This window comes from Agrobacterium sp. 22-3639C2 (genome assembly GCF_053522105.1).
In genome coordinates this window covers 168,003-186,949 of record NZ_JBNWDB010000005.1, presented here as the reverse complement: position 1 = coordinate 186,949, position 18,947 = coordinate 168,003, and the positions used below count along the sequence as shown (strand labels likewise).

Annotated in this window: 13 protein-coding genes; 11 read left to right on the top strand and 2 right to left on the bottom strand. The window is 61.3% G+C overall.

Annotated features, from left to right (window positions below):
* The first annotated feature begins 15 nt into the window (after positions 1-15).
* From ACQZ6D_RS21290 to ACQZ6D_RS21260, 7 genes are all read left to right on the top strand, one after another.
* Positions 16-831, top strand: coding sequence for an ABC transporter ATP-binding protein (locus ACQZ6D_RS21290; protein WP_065658486.1), 816 nt, complete (start codon positions 16-18; stop codon positions 829-831).
* On the top strand, positions 828-1,841 hold the full coding sequence (locus ACQZ6D_RS21285; protein ID WP_112492865.1) for a FecCD family ABC transporter permease: 1,014 nt from the start codon (positions 828-830) through the stop codon (positions 1,839-1,841). Before ACQZ6D_RS21290 ends, ACQZ6D_RS21285 begins: the two co-directional genes overlap by 4 nt.
* A gap of 11 nt (positions 1,842-1,852) precedes the next feature.
* Positions 1,853-2,917 (top strand): FecCD family ABC transporter permease, encoded by a 1,065-nt coding sequence (locus tag ACQZ6D_RS21280; RefSeq protein ID WP_448730081.1) that lies wholly within the window; start codon positions 1,853-1,855, stop codon positions 2,915-2,917.
* Positions 2,918-2,940: 23 nt separating this feature from the next.
* A complete protein-coding gene (locus ACQZ6D_RS21275) occupies positions 2,941-3,894 on the top strand; it encodes an ABC transporter substrate-binding protein (protein WP_065663459.1) in 954 nt (317 codons plus the stop codon).
* A gap of 232 nt (positions 3,895-4,126) precedes the next feature.
* Positions 4,127-4,966: a siderophore-interacting protein gene (locus ACQZ6D_RS21270; RefSeq protein WP_013762282.1), complete on the top strand. Its 840-nt coding sequence runs from the start codon at positions 4,127-4,129 to the stop codon at positions 4,964-4,966.
* The gene (locus ACQZ6D_RS21265) at positions 4,959-5,237 is read left to right on the top strand and encodes a phosphopantetheine-binding protein (protein ID WP_019566924.1); all 279 of its coding nucleotides are present in this window, start codon (positions 4,959-4,961) and stop codon (positions 5,235-5,237) included. The genes ACQZ6D_RS21270 and ACQZ6D_RS21265 overlap by 8 nt, the downstream gene beginning before the upstream one ends.
* A 69-nt stretch (positions 5,238-5,306) precedes the next feature.
* Positions 5,307-8,162 carry a condensation domain-containing protein gene (locus tag ACQZ6D_RS21260; protein ID WP_448730082.1) on the top strand — a complete coding sequence of 952 codons (2,856 nt, stop codon included), beginning with the start codon at positions 5,307-5,309 and terminating at the stop codon, positions 8,160-8,162.
* A 319-nt stretch (positions 8,163-8,481) separates the two neighbouring features.
* On the opposite strand, the gene ACQZ6D_RS21255 is transcribed toward ACQZ6D_RS21260, so the two are convergent.
* Both ACQZ6D_RS21255 and ACQZ6D_RS21250 read right to left on the bottom strand, forming a co-directional pair.
* Complete coding sequence (locus tag ACQZ6D_RS21255; RefSeq protein WP_448730083.1) at positions 8,482-9,828, bottom strand: condensation domain-containing protein; 1,347 nt, start codon at positions 9,826-9,828, stop codon at positions 8,482-8,484.
* A 48-nt stretch (positions 9,829-9,876) separates the two neighbouring features.
* Positions 9,877-14,316 (bottom strand): amino acid adenylation domain-containing protein, encoded by a 4,440-nt coding sequence (locus ACQZ6D_RS21250; protein ID WP_448730084.1) that lies wholly within the window; start codon positions 14,314-14,316, stop codon positions 9,877-9,879.
* A gap of 81 nt (positions 14,317-14,397) precedes the next feature.
* On the opposite strand from ACQZ6D_RS21250, the gene ACQZ6D_RS21245 reads away from it, so the two are divergent.
* The 4 genes from ACQZ6D_RS21245 (at position 14,398) to dhbA (ending at position 18,923) form a co-directional block, all read left to right on the top strand.
* Positions 14,398-15,573, top strand: coding sequence for an isochorismate synthase (locus tag ACQZ6D_RS21245; protein ID WP_025595091.1), 1,176 nt, complete (start codon positions 14,398-14,400; stop codon positions 15,571-15,573).
* An 18-nt stretch (positions 15,574-15,591) separates the two neighbouring features.
* Positions 15,592-17,211: a (2,3-dihydroxybenzoyl)adenylate synthase gene (locus tag ACQZ6D_RS21240; RefSeq protein ID WP_448730085.1), complete on the top strand. Its 1,620-nt coding sequence runs from the start codon at positions 15,592-15,594 to the stop codon at positions 17,209-17,211.
* A 73-nt stretch (positions 17,212-17,284) separates the two neighbouring features.
* Positions 17,285-18,154 carry an isochorismatase gene (locus tag ACQZ6D_RS21235; protein WP_013762275.1) on the top strand — a complete coding sequence of 290 codons (870 nt, stop codon included), beginning with the start codon at positions 17,285-17,287 and terminating at the stop codon, positions 18,152-18,154.
* Between the two features lie 13 nt (positions 18,155-18,167).
* Positions 18,168-18,923, top strand: coding sequence for a 2,3-dihydro-2,3-dihydroxybenzoate dehydrogenase (dhbA, locus tag ACQZ6D_RS21230; RefSeq protein ID WP_013762274.1), 756 nt, complete (start codon positions 18,168-18,170; stop codon positions 18,921-18,923).
* The last annotated feature ends 24 nt before the right edge of the window (positions 18,924-18,947 follow it).

Below are 18,947 nucleotides of genomic sequence, written 5' to 3'. Positions count from 1 at the left end.
TCGACGCATGGCCCTATGAATAACAGGAGTTGTAATCCGGTGCTTGATGCCACGGACCTTCATGCGAGTTACGGACACATCGCCGTATTGCAGGGCCTGTCTGCCCGCTTTCAAACCGGCCGCGTCACAGCGCTGGTCGGACCCAACGGCTGTGGCAAGTCGACGCTGTTGAAGACGATCATGGGTTTCGTGCCTTTATCTTCAGGCAGGATAAGCCTAGGTGACCGCCTGATCGGCGCGATCGGACGCCGCGAACTCGCCCGCCGCATCTCCTACCTGCCGCAGGAATGCCATTGCCCTGACTATATGACGCTTGGCGAATTGATCGAGCTTGCGGGTTATGCGCGCTACGGGCTTGGCGGCGGTCCATCCGAACGCGACCGGGCGCTTTTTGCCGAAGCGCTGAAGACCGTCGGGCTGGAAGACAAGGCCAGGGCGCAGGTCAACACGCTGTCCGGCGGCCAGCGCCAGCGCGCCTTCATCGCCATGGTGCTCGCTCAGGACACGGAGGTGATCCTGATGGACGAGCCGGTCAACCATCTCGACATGAAATATCAATATGCCGTTCTCAGCCTCGTGCGCGAACTGACGGACAGGCACGGCAAAACTGTTATCGTCGTGCTGCATGATCTCAACCTCGCCTCCACCTTCGCCGATGACGTCATCATGCTGAAAGCCGGACGGGTTCTCGCCTCCGGGCCTGTCGCGAATACGGTCACATCAGCCAATGTTGCCGACGTCTTTGATCTCGAGGCCGACATATTTTCCCGGCAGGGGCGGCTCATCTGCGTGCCGCGGCTGGAGCGGCAGGAACAGGCCATTCCGGCATGACATCTAAAATAATGCTGATCTTTGCCGCCGCGATCTTGCTGGCCGCTGTTCTCGTCATCAACTTCGTGCTGATGACTGGCGACCTGCCACTTGCCGAAATCGCGACGACGCTCGTGCATGGCGAGGCCGAAACCTATGAACAGTCGGTTCTCCTCTATCAGCAAATCCCGCGCTCACTGATTGCGATCTATGTCGGCGCCACCACGGCCGTCAGTGGCTGCGTGCTGCAGGGGCTTGCCCGCAATCCTCTCGCCTCGCCCTCCACCCTGGGCCTGAATGCCGGTGCGACGCTTTTTGTGGTCGCCGGTGCGCTGGTGTTCGATTTCTCGCCCGAAATACAGGGGCTCATCGCGCTTATCGGCGCCGGCTTCGGCTTTGGCGCCTGCTTCCTCGTTGCCCGGCTGGCCGGGCGGTCAAACGATCCGCGCGGCCTGTCGCTCATCCTGTCCGGTGCTCTTGTCTCCATGCTGCTGATCGGCATCACCAATGCCCTCCTTTTGTCAAACCCCACACGTCGCGCCGAATTCCTGAGCTGGGTCGGCGGCAATATCAACCACGTCTATGCCGAGCGGCTCACCGATTTCTGGTGGATTGGCGCCATTGCGATGGTGATGCTCTGGTCGGTCGCCCGCCCGCTGACGCTGGTTCTGCTGGGTGCGGAAAAAGCCGCCTCCGCCGGCGTCAACGTCACGCGCGTTTCCCGGGTGGCACTTTTCGCCACCATGCTGGCGTCCGGCTCGGCCGTGGCCATCTGCGGTCCCATCGGCTTCGTCGGCCTCATCGTTCCGCATATGGTCCGGCCGCTGGTCGGGGTGAATTTCACGCTCGCTTTACCCGCTTCCGCCCTTGTCGGGGCGAGTCTGTGCGTGGTGGCCGATCTGGGCGCGCAAACCCTGTTCAGGCCGTATGTGGTCAATACCGGACTGTTCATGGACCTGCTCGGCGGCCTCGTCTTCATCGTCATCGTCAAGCGCTTCTATCTTTCGCCTTCGGCCAATAAACTGTCATGAAGAGGGCTGTCATGAAAAGGCAATTGGCCACCGATGGCAAAGCGGTCCTGCGGCTGCCGAGCGGTCTGCAGATCGGCATCGGCAACCTAAAGGCCGGCCTTGCACTGATCCTGCTGGCGTTGGTGCTGGCCGCCATTTCCGTTAGTCTTGGAAATACACAGACCGGTCTCATTGACCTTCTCCACGGCGTTGCCGGCGGGCATTTGAGCGACGATCAGGCCTATGCGCTGTGGACGGTACGGCTGCCGCGCATCCTGCTTGGTTTCATGGCCGGATGGAGCGTTGCGCTGGCCGGGGCCATGCTGCAATCGGTCGCCCGCAATCCGCTTGCCGATCCCGGCCTGTTCGGTCTGAGCCAGGGATCAATGACCACCATCATGCTGCTTCTGGTGCTGGTGCCGGCGGCGCCCAAGACCATGGTGGCGCTTGCGGCCGTCGGCGGCGGCCTTGCGGTAGCTTTCCTGCTCATCGCGCTCGTGGGGCGCGAACGTTCCAGTGGGCTCGCCATCCTGCTGATGGGCATCGCAATCGAATCCGCCCTTTCATCAGTCTCATCAGTGCTTTTGCTCTACACGCCAACGGAAACATCGCTGTCGCTTGCAGACTGGATGGCGGGTTCGCTGTTTCAGGCGAGCTGGCCGATCATCCTCGTATTTGCGCCTCTTTTCGCGGTCAGCCTTGTGGGCATTTTCCTCATCGGCCGGGCGCTTGCAGTCTTTGATCTCGGTAACGAGATGGCCATGGCGCTCGGCGAAACGGTCAAACGTTCGCGCCCGCTCGTCATCGTTTTTGCGGTCATCCTCAGCTCCGCTTCCGTCACCGCTGTCGGCCCTTTGACCTTTCTCGGCGTCATCGCCCCGCATCTCGCCACCTTCCTGTCGCCCGCCGTCGGTCGCGCCAGGCTTTTCCTGTCGGGGCTGACGGGCGGCATTCTGGTGGTGACCGCCGATACGCTTTCGCGTGGGCTGGTGGCCGATACGCCAATGCCGATAGGTCTTGCGCTGACGCTGATCGGCGTGCCGCTTTTCATCCTCACGCTGCGCCTGCAGGCGCTGCGCAGAACCAACCGCCACTGAAGAAATTGAACAAAGGGTATGCCATGCGATTTGCCATCCTCGTAGCAGCACTTCTGACCGCCGGAAGCAGCCTTGCCGCAGAGCGAACCGTCACCGATGCCGCCGGCCGCACGGTCTCCATCCCCGAGCAGCCGCAGCGCATCGTCGTCATGCACGAGCCGCTGCTGGGCGTGCCGCTGATGGATCTTGGCGCCAATGTGGTAGGCGCCTATGGCCGCAACAGCGACGGCAAATTCGCAACCGCCGTTGATTTCATCGACACCGTTCTCGGTGAAGGCCGCACGAAACCGAAAGGTTTCGGCGCGGTGGGTCAGATCGATCTGGAAAAGCTGAGAGCGCTGCAACCTGACCTGATCGTCGCCACGGAAATGGACAGCGGCAAGGCCGAGCAGCTTTCCACCGTCGCGCCCGTCTATCTGCAGAAGGTAAGCACTGGCCACACCTATGGCTTCAGCGTCGAAGAGAATCTTTCGGGTCTCGTTGGCAGAAGTGACGCTTTTGCCGAGCGCCGGAAGACCTATGACGAGAAACTCGCCACCGTCAAAAAAGCACTCGGCGAAGACGCAAAAGGCAAGACCTATCTCGCAATTCTGCTGACCGACCAGATCAACGCGGTCGGCGATATGTCCGGTGCGGTGCAGGCGCTCGAGGATCTGGGTTACGCACGGCTGAAAATCGACAACGCCACCTCGTCGGGTGGGCTGGGTTCCACCCTGGCGATGCCGCTCAGTGCCGAGGCTTTTGGCAAGCTCAATCCGGATCTGCTGGTGGTGATGAACAGCTATAACAGCCCCGCCCGAGGCGAAGCCGGAACGCGCGCCGCACTCGAAAAAATCATTCCCGGCTGGGAACGCTTCGTCAAACCGGCGCGTGACGGCCGGATCGTCTTTCTCGATTCCAGCCGGGTCACGACGCCGTCCATCCCAAGCGCGCTGCACACGCTGGACGCGGTGGAAAGCTGGGCAGGCCGCCGTTAAACGCGTTTTCGACAAGCGTAATTCCGGCGCAAACCATGCGCCGGACATAAACTTGAGTTTTTGAAGAAACTTATATTGCGACCGCCGGAACCGCCTGTTATGGTTTGCGCATCTTGACACAACGACGTCGGATCTCCCGCCGGAAAACTCCGGTGCGCGATTGTCCGGCATGCCGATCCGGGACAGCGAAACTGCCGATCCCCATCGGCGATATCCCAGGGAAGACAGCAACATGAGCATTGCACAAAGCATTGAAACCGGCGTTCCGGACCGGACACCCAAACGCCATCGTTACGCCGTCAAGCTACGCTGCCTTGACGTGGCCCGGGTGGAAAAACTCAGCCGGTCCATGGTGCGCATCGTATTGACCGGGCCTGAGCTTGAAGGCTTTGCCAGTCTCGGTTTTGACGACCACGTCAAGATGTTCTTCCCGCTTCCCGGCGAAACCGAACCTAACCTGCCGGTGATCGGCCCGAACGGCCTCGAATTTCCCGAAGGCGCGCCGCGCCCGCTCGCACGCGATTACACGCCGCGCAGCTTCGATGCCGAGAAGGGTGAACTCGCCATCGATTTCGCCACGCACCATGATGGCCCCGCCAGCAACTGGGCAAAATCCGCCAGGGTGGGTGACAAGGCATGGATTGCAGGCCCGCGCGGCTCGTTCACCATTCCCTTCACCTTCGACTGGCATCTGCTGATTGCCGACGATACCGGCCTTCCCGCCCTTGCACGGCGACTGGAAGAAATGCCCGAGGGCACCCGCGTCGTAGCGCTGATCGAAGTTGAGACGGAGGCTGATCGCCTGGACCTCGCCACGAAAGCTGACGCGTCGATCATCTGGGTAACGCAGGAGGCCGCGGGCGGCGCCGATCACGACGCCCTGACGGAGGCGCTGCGTACCCTTGAACTGCCTGAGGGCGATTTCTTCAGCTGGGTCGCCTGCGAATCTAAAGCGGCGAAAGACCTGCGCGCAATCCTGATCGGCGAGTACGGCGCGAACCCCAAATGGACGCGCGCTTCCGGCTACTGGCGGCGCGGAGCAAGCGGCGTTCACGATCATTTCGATGAATGAATCGGCAATCGCGGCGGCTGGCAAGCTGGAGGCGGACATGATGACGACGGAACTCAAAGCCCATCTCGCCAAGGTTCTGGACGATGAGGTGGGACATATCGGCCCGAACGCCAACCTGTTCGGCTGCGGACTTCACTCCCTCGCTCTCATGCGCCTGATCCCGCCGCTTTCGCAGCTCGCCGGCACGCGACTTCACTATGACGATCTCGCCCGTCAGCCCACGCTTGCCGCCTGGCAGGCGCTGATCGAGCAGTCGCGCGCGGGCTGCTGATCCCCGCAAGAGGGAACTTTTCCCGCCAAGCGCGACCTACCTCAACATTATACTTCCAAGGAGAGGACCATGGCAGCAGATAATTCGCGCATGCTTGCGCGCCGCATCGAACAAACCTTCGACAATGCAGACGAAGCCCCACGGAGCGGATCGCAGCCAAGCCAATATGAGGAGCGGGTCTGGTTCCAGCAGTTTCAGGACCCCGATCAGGTCTTCCGGCATATTCTCACCTACCGCATCGGCGGCGAGAGCGACCTTCTGCGCCTGACATCGGCACTGGAGACGGTTTGCGAGGCATGGCCCGAACTGCGCGTGCGGTTTTCCTTTGGAGAAGACGGCACCCTGGCCAAAAGCATAGAGGCACCTTCGGCATCTCTCGTGCAACTGTTTCAGACGGCATCGAAAGACGAAGCGGTAGCCCTTCTGCACGACCTTCAGGCAAGCCCGTTCGACGCGGAAATCGATCCGCCGTTTCAGGCCATCGTGCTCTTGAGCGAAGGAGAGGTACTGCTGGCGCTTCTGGTGCATGGCCTGCTTGGTGAATCCCTCTCACCGCAGATTTTGCTGGGCGCTATTGCCGCAGCCTATGCTGGCGAGGCACCAAAGCCGCTTTCGCCACGCATCACCGAAAACGCCATCGTCAATCCAGTTCCGCTCCCCTGGCTGCAAGGACCGGCCTCCAGCACGCCCGTCGTCTCTCTGCGAAATAACGGGACCAAGCCGGCGAGCCACTGCCACAGTGTCGATCTTCCGACTGCCCTTCTCGACCCAAACGGCTCGGCCGCAACGGACTCGCTTCTGGCACGCACCGGTGCCCGTTTCGCGCTTTTTCTGGCGGCCAGTGGCGATCTCGACACTGTTACCCTGCGCCTGCCCCTGCAACCCGGGAACGAGGCCGGCCTGCCGCTTCCGGCAGATGCGGTCGCCCGCGTCTCGATCTCACGTGGCCAGTCGCCGCAGGAGGCCGAAAAAGCCGTGCTGGCTGGGTTGGCCCGACATGGCGAACACAACGACGAGGTTGCCACCTTCACGCTTCAGACGCTGCCAACATCGGCTGACACCTCATCCGTCGAGCGGCTCCGGTTCGAGCGCCTGCCACTCCCCTCTCTCCAGTCCGGCCTTGGCCTGACGCTCGCTGCCGGCAGCACAGTTGATGGCCACATCCGTCTGGAACTGACCGGCGGCAAGGAGGCCTCGCCGCATGCGACGGCATTCCTGCTGGAGCGTTTCATCGCCCATCTCGAAGGCGGTGCGGATTTTTCCGGCGTTACGCATCAAACCTCGTCCGCAGGGCCGGAGGCTGCAGCATCCCTGCCCGCCGCCTCCCGCTCCAGCGACGACGAGACTGCCGCAACGATCCTTGCCGAATTCCGCGAAGCGCTTGCGTCGCCAGACATGGGACCGGATGACGATTTCTTCGATTTTGGCGGCCATTCGCTGATCGCCACCCGCATCATCGGACGCCTTTTGAGCAATCACGGCATCGAGCTGCGTTTCAACGACCTGTTCAGCTATCCCACCGCCGCATCGCTCGCAAAACAGGCGACGCGTCTCGAAACCGCCGCACCGGCACAGGCGGAAGCAACCGCGACCGGCTCCCTGACGGCACCGCTTTCTCTTGCGCAGATGTCGCTCTGGAAAGCCTATGCCGCCTTCGGTTTCGGCGAGATTTTCAACATCCCCTTCGCGCTCGATTTCCTCGATCCGGTGGATGAGAGCGCCTTCGAATGTGCATTCCTCGATATTATCGAGCGTCATCCCGGTCTGCGAACCCATTTCTATGTCGAGGATGGCACGGTTCTGCAAAAGATCGTGCCGATGCACGACCTGCCCGGCTACAAGTGGTTCTGGACCAGCGAAGAAAGCGAAGGCGTAGACCGGCACACGGAGGCTTCCTGGCGGTTCGACCTTGCCCGCGAATTGCCGATGCGGCTGCGTTTCCTGCGCAATCCCCAAACCGGCGGCCAGGTGCTCTCTTTCCTCTTCCACCATATCGTACTGGACGAATGGTCGGTGAACCTGATGATGGACGAGCTGACCGAAGCCTATAGGGCAAGAGCCACCGGCAAGGCCCCTGTCTTTGCGAGCAAGCCCGCACCCTTCCATGAATTCGCCAGAAAACAGGTGGCATCCGGCGTCAACGGCGACCACCTTGCCTACTGGACCGATATGCTGCGGGACGCACCGAAGGGCCTTGCCCTTACCGGACAGAACAGCACGCCGACAGATGCTGCACACGACGAGGCGCCGGCGGGCGGCTGGATCGAGTTCAAGCTGGAAAAACACGTCAGCGACGGACTTTACGCCATCGCCAAGCAGAACAGCGCCTCCCTGTTCAACGTCGTTTATGCCGCCATCGCCGCGTCGCTGCGCCATCTGCGCGGGCTGAGCGATCTCGTGGTCGGCACATCGGCGTCCGGGCGCACCGACAGCGGCTATTTCGATACGATCGGCTATTTCACCACGGTCGTTGCCCATCGTGTGCGTTTCCGCGAGGAGATGACGGTCGGCGACCTGATTTCCTCGGTGAAGAACACGGTCAATGGCTCTCTGGAACACAGCGAAATTCCAATCGATCTCGTCGAAGAGGCGCTCGGCATAACGCCCGGCCGCGACCATCTGTTCGAGGTATTCATCCAGATCCACGCCAAGAACAAGCTGAACGGCACGCTTTCAGGGCCGGACGGCAAAACCGTCGAGTTCCGGCAGATCGATCCCGACAAGCACGAATCCATGCTGGGGCTGCAATTCGAGGTGATGGAAGAAACGATTGGCGGCGAACGCTCCATCCGCGTGTTGATGAGCTACCGCTCCGACCGCTACGGCCCCGAGGATGTCGACCGGCTGCGCACGACCACCAGCGGCGTCTTCAGCCGTTTCGCCGAAGCAGGCGCTTCGGGCCGTGTGCTGACCACGCTAGCCTGAGTGCTGGCCAGGCTTCCCAATAAACCCGGCTCCGCGTGGCGGCGCCGGGTTTTTCTTTTTGACAAATGTCTGGAAAGCTCTCTTCCGTCATGCTCGGGCCTGTCCCGAGCATCTGCGACGTCTGGATTTAATTGGACGTGATTGGATCCTTGGGACAAACCCAAGGATGACGTTGTGCGGGAGGACAGCGTGTCACCCCATCAGGCAGGGTTTTGCATAACGGAGCCGGGTTTATCACATCCGCACCCAGTCACTCCCGACTAAATGCAGAGTGACGGCAGAGAGATTTCCGTCCCCTTTTTGCAGAGTACCCGGCTTCTCAAACCGCCAGACGGAAGGCCGAGGAAACCTCTCCGGCCGGAACCGCCAGCGCCTCGTCGCGCAGCATGGCATCCAGAAACAGCGGCAACTCCTCACGGTAACGCGCGAAATCGTCGGCTTCGGTCAGTGCGGAATCCGCGTCGATATGCAGGTTCAGATCACTGCCGTCATCCTCCCCACGGAAGGTCAGGTTGAACCCGTCGCCCGGACCATTGGCGAGAATGTGTCTGATAACGGCAAGCCCTGCAAATACCGGCGCGCTGAAGGGCAGGACGTTGATAAGCGGTGAGAAGAAGAACCGCCGGCCCTTTGATATGTTGCGATCGGCGGCGATCTGTTCGATGCGGTAGCGGCCATGCAGGCGTTGCCGGCGCAGATTGGCGGCATTGCGCGCAAGGAAGCTACCAAGGCTCTCCTGCGGTTCTATCGTCAGATGGAAAGGCAGGATATTGACGAGCATGGCGGGCATATGCGCGCCGACGCTGCCCCAGCGGCTCATGAAGGGCAGCCACAGCGTCAGCACATCGCGATCCGGGCGCGGCAATACGCGGTGAAGATAAAGGCCTGAAAGCAGCACCAGCAGATCCGGCCAGCCGATCTCCAGTGCGCCGGATATCTGTTGCAGTCTTGTGCTGAAACCTTCCGGCAATCCCGCATCGGCATGCAGGCCGCCGCCGCCGTAATCCTCGCAATCCTTGTCCAGCACGGGCAAATCCACCGGCGGCGCGAGATAGGCCGTCCAGAACTCGCGGTCCTTTTCGAAACGGCGGCTTTGCCGGTAGGCGTCCTCTTCGGCAAGAAAACTGGGGAAAGGATGGAAATCCGGACCCGCCTCGCCCTTGCCGCAATAGTGCCCGTAAAGCTGCCCGCAACGCTGCTCCACCAGCGTGAGACCATAACCGTCGACGACGATATGATGGGCACGGATATACCAGAGGTAGCGATCGTCGGCGATGCGGTAAAGCACCTGGGCGGAGAGCTTGTCGGTTCGAAGATCAAGCCTTGCCTCGACATCCGCGTTCATGCGCCGCAGCGCTTCCTCGAAAGGCGCCGGATGGGCACGGAGATCGACAAGCTCGACCATCGGAGCGTGGAGCGGATCGCAGCATTGCTGCGGCGTCTCACCATCCTCACCGACGCGAAAACGGATCGACAGAACTTCCGATTCGCGCACGGTGCGCCTGATTGCCTCAAGCAGGGCGCCTTCGTTCACGGCACCGGAAAGCTCGATGTAATGGGCGACGGTAGAGACCGGCTCGTCGGGATGGAAGGAAAACTCCTCCCAGAAATCGAGTTGCGGCTGGGTCAGGGGAAGCCAGCCGCCGGCAGGATCGATATGCGCCATCTGTTTTTCCTTGAATTATTTCCGTGATTTGGGCCGCAATGATGCGGCTCATGCCGCCGAAGCGGGTAAAAGCGAACTGACCTGTTTGGCGTTTCGGCAACGCAGGAGTTGCTGCGGCGAAAGCTCCACGCCGAAGGCGCTGCGAATTTCGGCCGAGACGGTTTTCAGATGCGAAGGCAAAAGGCCAAGCGCCAGCAAATCGCTGCTCGTGTCCACATTTGCCGGGTTTTTGCCCAGTACGCCGAGATAGATATCCAGTACCCGGCGATCACCCTGATCGGCGGCTTTGACTGTTACAGCTGCGGGTGCCTTTGCCGGTTCCGCTGCCATCAGCAATTCGCGGGCGCGGCGGCGATCCGGCTTGCCATTGGCCGAGAGCGGCAGATCGGCCACATTGAGAAAGCGGCCGGGCACATGCGATTCCGGCAGATGCCTGCGGGCGAAATTGCGCAGATCGGTGGTGGAAAGTTCAAAGCCGGGCATCGGGACATAAAGCACGCCGATAGCGGCCTCGCCCTTTTGCTCGGCGCCGTAATCCACCACCAGCACTCGCTGGATGGAGGGGTGGCGGATAAGTTCATTTTCCACATCCGGCAGCGAAACCCGCACCCCGCGCACCTTGACGTAACCGTTGACCCGGCTTGCGAACATGATCTTGCCATCCGGCCGGTAACGGCCCCGGTCTCCGGTGCGGAAAGCGCGCACCGCATGTCCACCGGGATCGCTGACCATGACGAAATCCGTCTGGGTAATGGCACCATCTTCAAGATAGCCGATCGCCACATTCACGCCCACTGTGTGGATGCGTCCGACAACGCCCGCCGGGCAATGGCCGCCCTGATCATTGAGGATGAAATAGCGATTGCCGGGCAAGGGATGCCCGTAGGGTATCGCCGAGGTATCGGCTGTCACGATCTCGTGCCAGATGCTCCAGATGGTCGTTTCCGTCGGCCCGCCCAGCGATATCAGCCGAAGCTCGGGTTTCAGCCGGCGCAACTCCTCGATGACCACGGGCTTGATGTAATCACCGCCCTGCGCGACGAGCCGGAGCGAGCCGAGCTGGTCGCCACGATGGCAGGACAGGAGCATCTCAAGGATCGCCGGCACCGAGCACCACAGCGTAACGCCGTGTTCGGCCACCAACTCGTTCCAGCGGACCGCATCCTTTTCCTCGCCGGGTTCCGGCAGCACCAGTGTCGCACCGGCGGCAAGCGACCCAAAAACATCGAAGACCGACATGTCGTGGTGCAAGGGCGTGACGGAGATGAAGACGTCTTTTTCCGTCACCGCCCATTCCGAAAGCGTACTGCCGATGACATTGGCCGTGGCCCTGTTAGAGAGCACGACGCATTTCGGCTTGCCGGTGGTACCGGAGGTATAGAGGTAATAAGCGGGTGCTTCGCTTGCTGAAAGTGCCGCCAGTTCCGCCGCGTTAACGGGCACGCCGGAGGCGGCTGGCGTTGCGAGAATCTCCTCGGGACCGACAGCGTCGAATCCTTGCGGAACGGAACGGGCAACGATCATGGCCGGGTGGCAATTGGTCAGCAGATAGTGCAGGCGATCTTCCGGCGAGCTCGCATCGATCGGCACCCAGATGGCGCCGATAAGTGCAGCGGCGAGCGTGACGGCTGTGTGCTCCGGGCTGCGCGGCAGGCACACCGCTACGACATCGCCTCGGCCAACGCCGCGCGTCTTAAGGCCCGCCATCGCCCGCGCCACCGCGTCGCCAAGTTCGTGATAGGAGATGCGCCGTTTGCCGTTGATCAGGACCGTGCGCGATCCGTCTCCTTCGAAAAGATGCGAGGCGATCCGTTCCAGGAATGGCGGGCAGACGAAGTTCCGCTCGTCGCCATTCAGCCGATAGTGAGACAGGTCGACGATCTCGCGGAAATTCATCGAAAACGTCCCGCTGGCGGTGATCGCGGTAATCGCACGCTCTATGGCACCGAGAATGCCAGCCACCATTCCGGCATCGATCGCCTGCTCCGCATAGTCGATAGCAAGGACGAGATCGCCATTCGGATCTTGCGAAAAACGGAAATCCAACGCGACTTGGGGCGTCTGGGTAAGCCCGTCCGTCCACCGAAGCGTCGAAGCTTGCGACAGCGTGGGCCATGAAAGACCGTTGGTGATGACGACAGGCAGGGCGAGCCCACCCGGATTGGCGTTGAGAAGGATGCGATTGAGATCGATCCCTGAAAAAGCCAGATGATTGAGGCCCTCAAGCACATCGGTTTGCAAAGCTGCGGCCCGCTCCGCAAAATCGCCCTTGGCCGCATCCCATTTGACTGCGATGAAGCTCGAGCGATTGGCAAACGCGCCTTCCACCTGCGGGGCGACGGGAATGCCGACGACGAGGGCACCTTCGTTCAGCCAAAACGATAGCACATCGAGGATTACCGCCGTCAGCGCCGAATTTTTGAACAGCCGCTCTTTCGCGCCGATCCGTGAAAAGGTGGTAAAGCGTTGTTTTTCCACGGTCAGGCTCTGGCGGCTGTAACGCGAAACGGCAATGGTTTCGAGCGGGGCTTTCCACGGCAGTTGCGAGGGCACTTCCGCACCCTCAAGTTTCTCAGCCCAGTATGCGGCATCCTCGGCACGGGCCGCTGCTACATCTTGCTGCGCGGCGGTGGCTGCGACGGCTGGTGCGGGCGGCACGACATCATCGAAGAGTTCCGCCGCAAGGCTGGCTATTCCCCGTCCGTCGAGAATGAGGGCGTCGAAGCGCAGGAAGACCGCCACGCTGTCCCCCACCGCAACCTCCGGCAGACGAAAGACCGTGACCTGCCAGGGAGAAGCGGCAAGATCGAAATGGGCATGGGAGAAATCCTGCCGCACGGTGCCGATCCGCTGTTCGGCTTCGGCAGCGGACAGGTGCGAAAGATCAACAATATCAAGGTTTAGCTTCGGCTCATTCGAGACCACCTGCACCAGACGCCGCTCATCGATGTGGGTGCGCAGGCTTTCATGCCGCTCGACCATTGCGGTGAGGCGCGAGCGAAGCAATGCCGGATCGATATTGCCGCGATATTCGCGGAACTCCTGCATCGCCACGCCGCTCAGCGGCAGATGGGTGCCGCGACCGAGCAGATAGGCCTTTTGCAAGGCTGAGAGTGGCCGTTCCATGGATTTTCCTTTTGTCTGCACTGTCGCTTCCGGCGCTTGCAAGCCTAATCGCTCCACGGTCTCGGAAACGAGATCGGGGCTGGCGGCGAGGTGGCGAAGAAGGGCGGTATGGGCGTCGAACAGGGCTCGCAGCCAGCTTTCCGGCAGCGCATCGAGCCGCACATCCCAGTTGATCAAAAGCCCGCCATCGAGCGCTGCGACCTGCGCATCCAGCGCAACTCCAGGCCCCTGCGAAACGGTGTGGATCATCGGGCCGAACACGCGCGCCACATTTTCCGAAAACAACTCGCCCCCGGGCAAATCGACACCCGCGGTAAAGACAACCGGTGAGGTCTGCAAACCGCCGCGCAGGCGGGACAGGTCGCGCATGACGCTGACCCCGGGATAGGACTGGTGCGCCAGAAGCCCGTTCATCTCTCCGAGCAGCCGTCCAAGCAGTCGCTCAAGGCTTTCCTCAGGCCGGATATCAACGCCAAGAATGAGCACATTGGAGAATTCGCCGACGATGCCATCGACCCCTTCCACCAGCGGCGCGCGCCAGAAAGCCGGCACGGAAAGCCGGAACTTTTCCGTATTCGTCGCCTGCGAAAGCACCACTGCAAAGATACCAAGCAACAGGGTCGACGTGGTCACGCCGCAGCGCCGCGCCATCCGTTCCAGACTGCTGCGTTCAGCCGGAGAAAGTCTTGCTGCAAGGCGATCGGTGTGAACGGCGCGTGACGGGTCCTCGGGCAAAAACGGCAATGGCGGTGCCTCCGGAATATCGGCAATATGTTGCCGCCACCACAGCCGGTCCCTTTCACGCTGGGCTTTGAGTTCCGGATCGGATGCAAGACGTTCCGCCCAGCTGAAAAACGATGGTGGTGTATCCCCCAATGGCTCGAGTTCGTCCGCGTCAGCTTCATAAAAGCGGGCGAGATCTTCCAGCACGATACGCATACTGGCGGGATCGATGGCCAGCATGTCGGTATCCACATGCAGCCTGGCGCGACCTGCGGGCAGCAGGCTGAGCGACACCGCCGCCGGCGGGGCAACGCGCAGATCGATCTGGCGATGGCTCCACGCCTCACGTTTGGCGGCAAGACGGTGCGCAAGCGCCTCCTCATTGAGAGACGCCATGTCCTCCACGTCGAGGCCGAGCGGTCGGCCGGCGGGGTCCACCGTCTGTCGCCCTTCCGCATCAATCCTGAGGCTGAGCATGGGGTGACGCCGGCAAAGCCTTTCGACCGCGACGGCCAGTCTTTCCGCCTCCAGCCCCCTGCCTTCGAACTCGAGATAGAGATGCGGCGTAACTTTTCCGAGTATCCCGTCCGCCTCTCGGCCGACCCAGTAGGCAACCTGCATGGGGGTTAAATTTAGCATGTGAATTTGCACCGATTGACAAAACATGATTATCATAATCAAGTATAAGCCACCGTCAACCACTCGCACAGGAGGCATCCCATGAAAACGGGAGCACTCAGGACGAATGACGTCGATTCCGACGAAATTACTGATTTTGATAGAGAATTTCTGTTCACTTCTGGCTCGGGCGAACTGCGTGCCAGAGGCATTCGCGAAAGGATAACGATTCCTGCCCATGGCGCTGAAGACGCGGGAAGCCCTTTGCAGAAGGCGATAAAGGCCGCTTTTGAGAGGGCGCGCAGGGCCGGACAGGACAATCCCATCGCCATTGGCGCCATCCCCTTCGACGTCAACGAGCCATCCTGCTTGTACATTCCCAACAACCATGAGTGGAATACGAAGGGTATCGCTTCGATCTCGACTGATTCGGCCATGCCAGCGCTTGTCGGCCAGAACAGCCTGCCCGATGAAAATGGTTTCAAGCGCGCCGTCGAGCATGCCATCGTCAATTTCCGCCATTCCGATGTCCGCAAGGCAGTGCTTTCGGTCATGCGCGAACTGACCTTCGCCTCCGAGGTCAATGTCGAAAGATTGCTGGCCAGCCTCGCCAAACAGAACCGCGAGGGTTATCAGTTCCGCATTCCGCTACCCGATGGCGGCGATCTGATCGGCGTGAGCCCCGAACTCCTCATCCGCAAGCAGGGTGAAAAAGTCATCTCGAACCCGCTCGCGGGCTCGGCAAAACGCATGGCTGACCCGGTGGCGGACAAGGCCAATGCAGACCGGCTTTCGGCTTCGGAAAAAGACCATTACGAGCATAGCCTCGTGATCGAAGATATACGCTCGCTGCTTACGCCTTGCTGCACTGAAATCGACGTTCCCGAAAAGCCCTCCCTCATCAACACGGCCGCTCTCTGGCATCTTTCGACGCGCATCGAGGGTCGCCTTGCTGATCCCGAGACCAATGCGCTGCAACTCGCGTGCCTGCTGCATCCCACACCTGCTGTTTGCGGTTTCCCCACCGAGCGTGCCCGCAGGCTTATTCGCTTCGTCGAGCCTTTCGAGCGTGGGCTGTTCACCGGCATGGTCGGCTGGACGGATGCCGAGGGTAACGGCGAATGGGTGGTGACAATCCGTTGCGGCACCGTGCAGCGGCAAACCGTGCGGCTGTTCGCAGGCGCCGGCATCGTTGAAGCCTCGGAACCCGAATCCGAATGGGCCGAGGTGCAGACCAAGCTCAAGACCATGCTGAACGCCTGCGGTCTTTCTGCCTAATTTTCCCAGGGACACACCATGACAATCGAATTTGAACGCTGGCCCGAAGATCTGGCGCGCCGATACCGCGACCGCGGCTACTGGATCGACAGACCGCTCAGCGACATCCTCACCCAGCAGGTGGAACTTCGGCCGGACGCGACCGCGCTGATCTGCGGCGACCGCCGCTTCACCTATGCCGATCTCGACCGGCAATCTTCCAATCTTGCCGGGCATCTGGCTGCCGCCGGGATCGGCAGGGGCGATACGGCACTGGTGCAATTACCAAATATCGCGGAGTTCTATCTCGTCTTTTTCGCTCTGATGAAAATCGGCGCTGCACCCGTCAATGCGCTTTTCAGCCATCGCCGGCTGGAAATGACCTCCTATGCGGAACAGATTACGCCAAAGCTGGTGATCGGCTCGCGTTCGCACGAGCTTTTTGCCAATGACACGTTTCTGGATGCGCTGAAGCTTACCTCTCCGCAGCTTGCCGTAACGCTGCTGCTTGGTGAGACGGAACCGCAGCGCAGCCTCGAACAATGGCTCTCATCACCCGCCGAAAATGCGCCGCATTACGGCCCTTCGGCAGCTGATGAGGTAGCGTTGTTCCAGCTTTCCGGCGGCAGCACCGGAACACCGAAACTGATCCCCCGCACGCATAACGACTATGACTACAGCGCCCGGGCCAGTGCGGAAATCTGCGAGCTGACGCCGCAGACCCGTTTCCTCTGCGCCATTCCGGTGGCGCATAATTACCCCATGAGTTCGCCGGGTGCGCTTGGCGTGTTCCACGCTGGCGGCACCGTGGTAATGGCGGCCAATCCCGAGCCGCTTGCCTGCTTCGACCTCATCGAAAAACATGGCATCGACATTGTGCCTCTGGTGCCGCCGGCCGTGGCGCTGTGGTTGCAGGTGGCGCCCGCCCATCGCGAACGGCTGAAATCCCTCAAGCTGCTGCAGGTCGGCGGCGCAAGCTTTGCTGAAGCTTTAGCCCGTCAGGTGCCGCAGGTGCTGGGTTGCGCCCTCCAGCAGGTCTTCGGCATGGCGGAAGGTCTGGTGAACTATACCCGCGCCGGTGATCCCGACCATATTGTCTTCACCACGCAAGGGCGGCCGATCAGCCCGGATGACGAGATCCGCATCGTTGACGAGGACGGCAACGACGTTCCAGAAGGCGAAGCCGGCATGCTGGCGACGCGCGGCCCCTATACGTTTCGCGGATATTACCGCGCCGCCGAGCACAGCGCGCGCGTCTTCGACAACCAGGGTTTTTATTATTCCGGCGATGTCGTTCAGCGCACGCCCGAAGGTTACCTGCGGGTGGTTGGCCGGGTGAAAGACCAGATCAATCGCGGCGGCGAGAAGGTCGCATCGGAAGAGGTGGAAAACCTGATCCTGCAGCATCCGGATGTAACGCATGCCGCACTGGTGGCGATGCAGGACGAACTCCTCGGTGAAAAAAGCTGCGTCTTCGTCGTTTCCCGCAATCCCGCTCTCAAGGCACCGGCCATCCGCCAGCATCTCTCTGGTCTGGGTGTTGCGGATTACAAGCTGCCGGACCGGGTGCGTTTCATCGACACCATGCCGCTTACTGCCGTCGGCAAGATCGACAAGAAACGTCTGCGCGACATGCTCGCAGCGCCAATCCCGGCGTAACGGAGCGTGCAGGCCCCAACCATTTGAAAATTGCGTGTCGCCCATGCCGATGCGCCAAACTATCGAGGTCAATATGACGATCCCCACCATTTCCGATTATCCGATGCCGGTCGCAGCAAGCTTTCCGGCCAACAAGACCAAATGGCAGCCGGACGCCAAGCGCGCCGTGCTGCTCATCCACGACATGCAGCGTTATTTCCTGCGGTTCTACGAGGCCGACGGCAGGTTGATGACAACCCTCATCGACAATCTTGCAAAGGTAAAGGCATGGGCGGTTCAGAACGGCGTGCCGGTCATCTACACCGCCCAGCCGCACGATCAGCCTGCCGCCGACCGCGCGCTTCTGAACGACATGTGGGGACCGGGCCTGACCGTGGTCGACCCGGAGTTGCAGAAGGTCGTGGACAAGCTTGCGCCGACGCCCGACGATGTGGTGCTGACCAAATGGCGCTACAGCGCCTTCCAGCGTTCAGACCTTGCCGAGCGCATGAAGGGGTGGGGCCGCGACCAGATCATCATCGGCGGCGTCTATGCCCATATCGGCTGCATGATGACGGCTGTTGAAGCCTTCATGAAGGATATTCAGCCCTTCATGCTGGGTGATGCCGTCGCCGATTTTTCCGAAGCCGAACACCGCATGGCGCTGCAATATGTGGCAACACGCTGCGGCGTGGTGATCGACACTGAAAGCCTTGCCGGCGCGGGAGAGACCACCGATATCAGCGAATGGCTGAAGGCCCGCGTCCTGCAAATGGTGGAGGACGAGAGCGACATCGACCCGGATGAGAACCTGATCTTCTATGGGCTGGATTCGCTGCAGGTGATGAAGCTTGCCGGCGAACTGAAGGAACGCGGCGTCATCGTGGGCTTCGAAGAGCTTGCCCGCGTACCGACGCTTTCTGCCTGGTGGGCGCTGATCGAAGAAAAGCGGCTCGCGGCCTGAGCGGACGGACAAGATGATGCAGAACAGATTTAACGGGCGGCGCGTGCTGGTGACGGGTGCCGCGCAGGGCATCGGCCGCCGCATCGCCGAGCGTTTCACCGAGGAAGGGGCCGAGGTCATCGGCCTTGATCTCATTGCCGATGCAACCGATGCAACCTTCCGCCAGATCACGCTCGACATCACGGACGCGGCGGCAGTGGAGGCGGCGAGCAAGGCGATCGAGAAGGAATGGGGCGGGCTAGACATTCTCGTCAACGCCGCCGGCATCCTCCGGCTCGGCGACAGCGAAAGCCTGACGCCGCAGGACTGGAACGCCTGCATGGATGTCAATGCTGCGGGGCCGTTCTACCTGCTGCGGCAATGGAGCGGCGTCTTCAAGCGGCAGCGGCGCGGGGCAATCGTCAACATCGCCTCCAACGCCGCCGTTGTGCCGCGCATCGGCATGCTCGCCTATTGTGCTTCCAAGGCCGCACTCGTCAGCCTCAGCCATTGTGCAGCACTTGAACTCGCGCCCTATGGCGTGCGCTGCAATGTGGTGTCACCCGGCTCCACCGATACGCCGATGCTGGCCGGCATGCTGAACGATCCCAGCGGCAAACAGCGACTGGTCGCCGGTCTTCCCGAGCAGTTCAAGCTCGGCATTCCGCTCGGCAAGATCGCGCGGCCGGACGACATCGCCGACACGGTGCTGTTCCTCGCCTCCGATCAGGCAGGCCATGTGACGATGCAGCAGATCGTGGTCGATGGCGGCGCCACGCTTGCCGCCTGAGCATCGGTCCGCGTGATGAGGATG

Bases quoted from the DNA above. Each gene is read 5' to 3' on its own strand.
- ACQZ6D_RS21290 (WP_065658486.1), top strand. From the start codon at position 16: ATGAATAACAGGAGTTGTAATCCGGTGCTTGATGCCACGGACCTTCAT.
- ACQZ6D_RS21285 (WP_112492865.1), top strand. From the start codon at position 828: ATGACATCTAAAATAATGCTGATCTTTGCCGCCGCGATCTTGCTGGCC.
- ACQZ6D_RS21280 (WP_448730081.1), top strand. From the start codon at position 1,853: ATGAAAAGGCAATTGGCCACCGATGGCAAAGCGGTCCTGCGGCTGCCG.
- ACQZ6D_RS21275 (WP_065663459.1), top strand. From the start codon at position 2,941: ATGCGATTTGCCATCCTCGTAGCAGCACTTCTGACCGCCGGAAGCAGC.
- ACQZ6D_RS21270 (WP_013762282.1), top strand. From the start codon at position 4,127: ATGAGCATTGCACAAAGCATTGAAACCGGCGTTCCGGACCGGACACCC.
- ACQZ6D_RS21265 (WP_019566924.1), top strand. From the start codon at position 4,959: ATGAATGAATCGGCAATCGCGGCGGCTGGCAAGCTGGAGGCGGACATG.
- ACQZ6D_RS21260 (WP_448730082.1), top strand. From the start codon at position 5,307: ATGGCAGCAGATAATTCGCGCATGCTTGCGCGCCGCATCGAACAAACC.
- ACQZ6D_RS21255 (WP_448730083.1), bottom strand. From the start codon at position 9,828: ATGGCGCATATCGATCCTGCCGGCGGCTGGCTTCCCCTGACCCAGCCG.
- ACQZ6D_RS21250 (WP_448730084.1), bottom strand. From the start codon at position 14,316: ATGCTAAATTTAACCCCCATGCAGGTTGCCTACTGGGTCGGCCGAGAG.
- ACQZ6D_RS21245 (WP_025595091.1), top strand. From the start codon at position 14,398: ATGAAAACGGGAGCACTCAGGACGAATGACGTCGATTCCGACGAAATT.
- ACQZ6D_RS21240 (WP_448730085.1), top strand. From the start codon at position 15,592: ATGACAATCGAATTTGAACGCTGGCCCGAAGATCTGGCGCGCCGATAC.
- ACQZ6D_RS21235 (WP_013762275.1), top strand. From the start codon at position 17,285: ATGACGATCCCCACCATTTCCGATTATCCGATGCCGGTCGCAGCAAGC.
- dhbA (WP_013762274.1), top strand. From the start codon at position 18,168: ATGATGCAGAACAGATTTAACGGGCGGCGCGTGCTGGTGACGGGTGCC.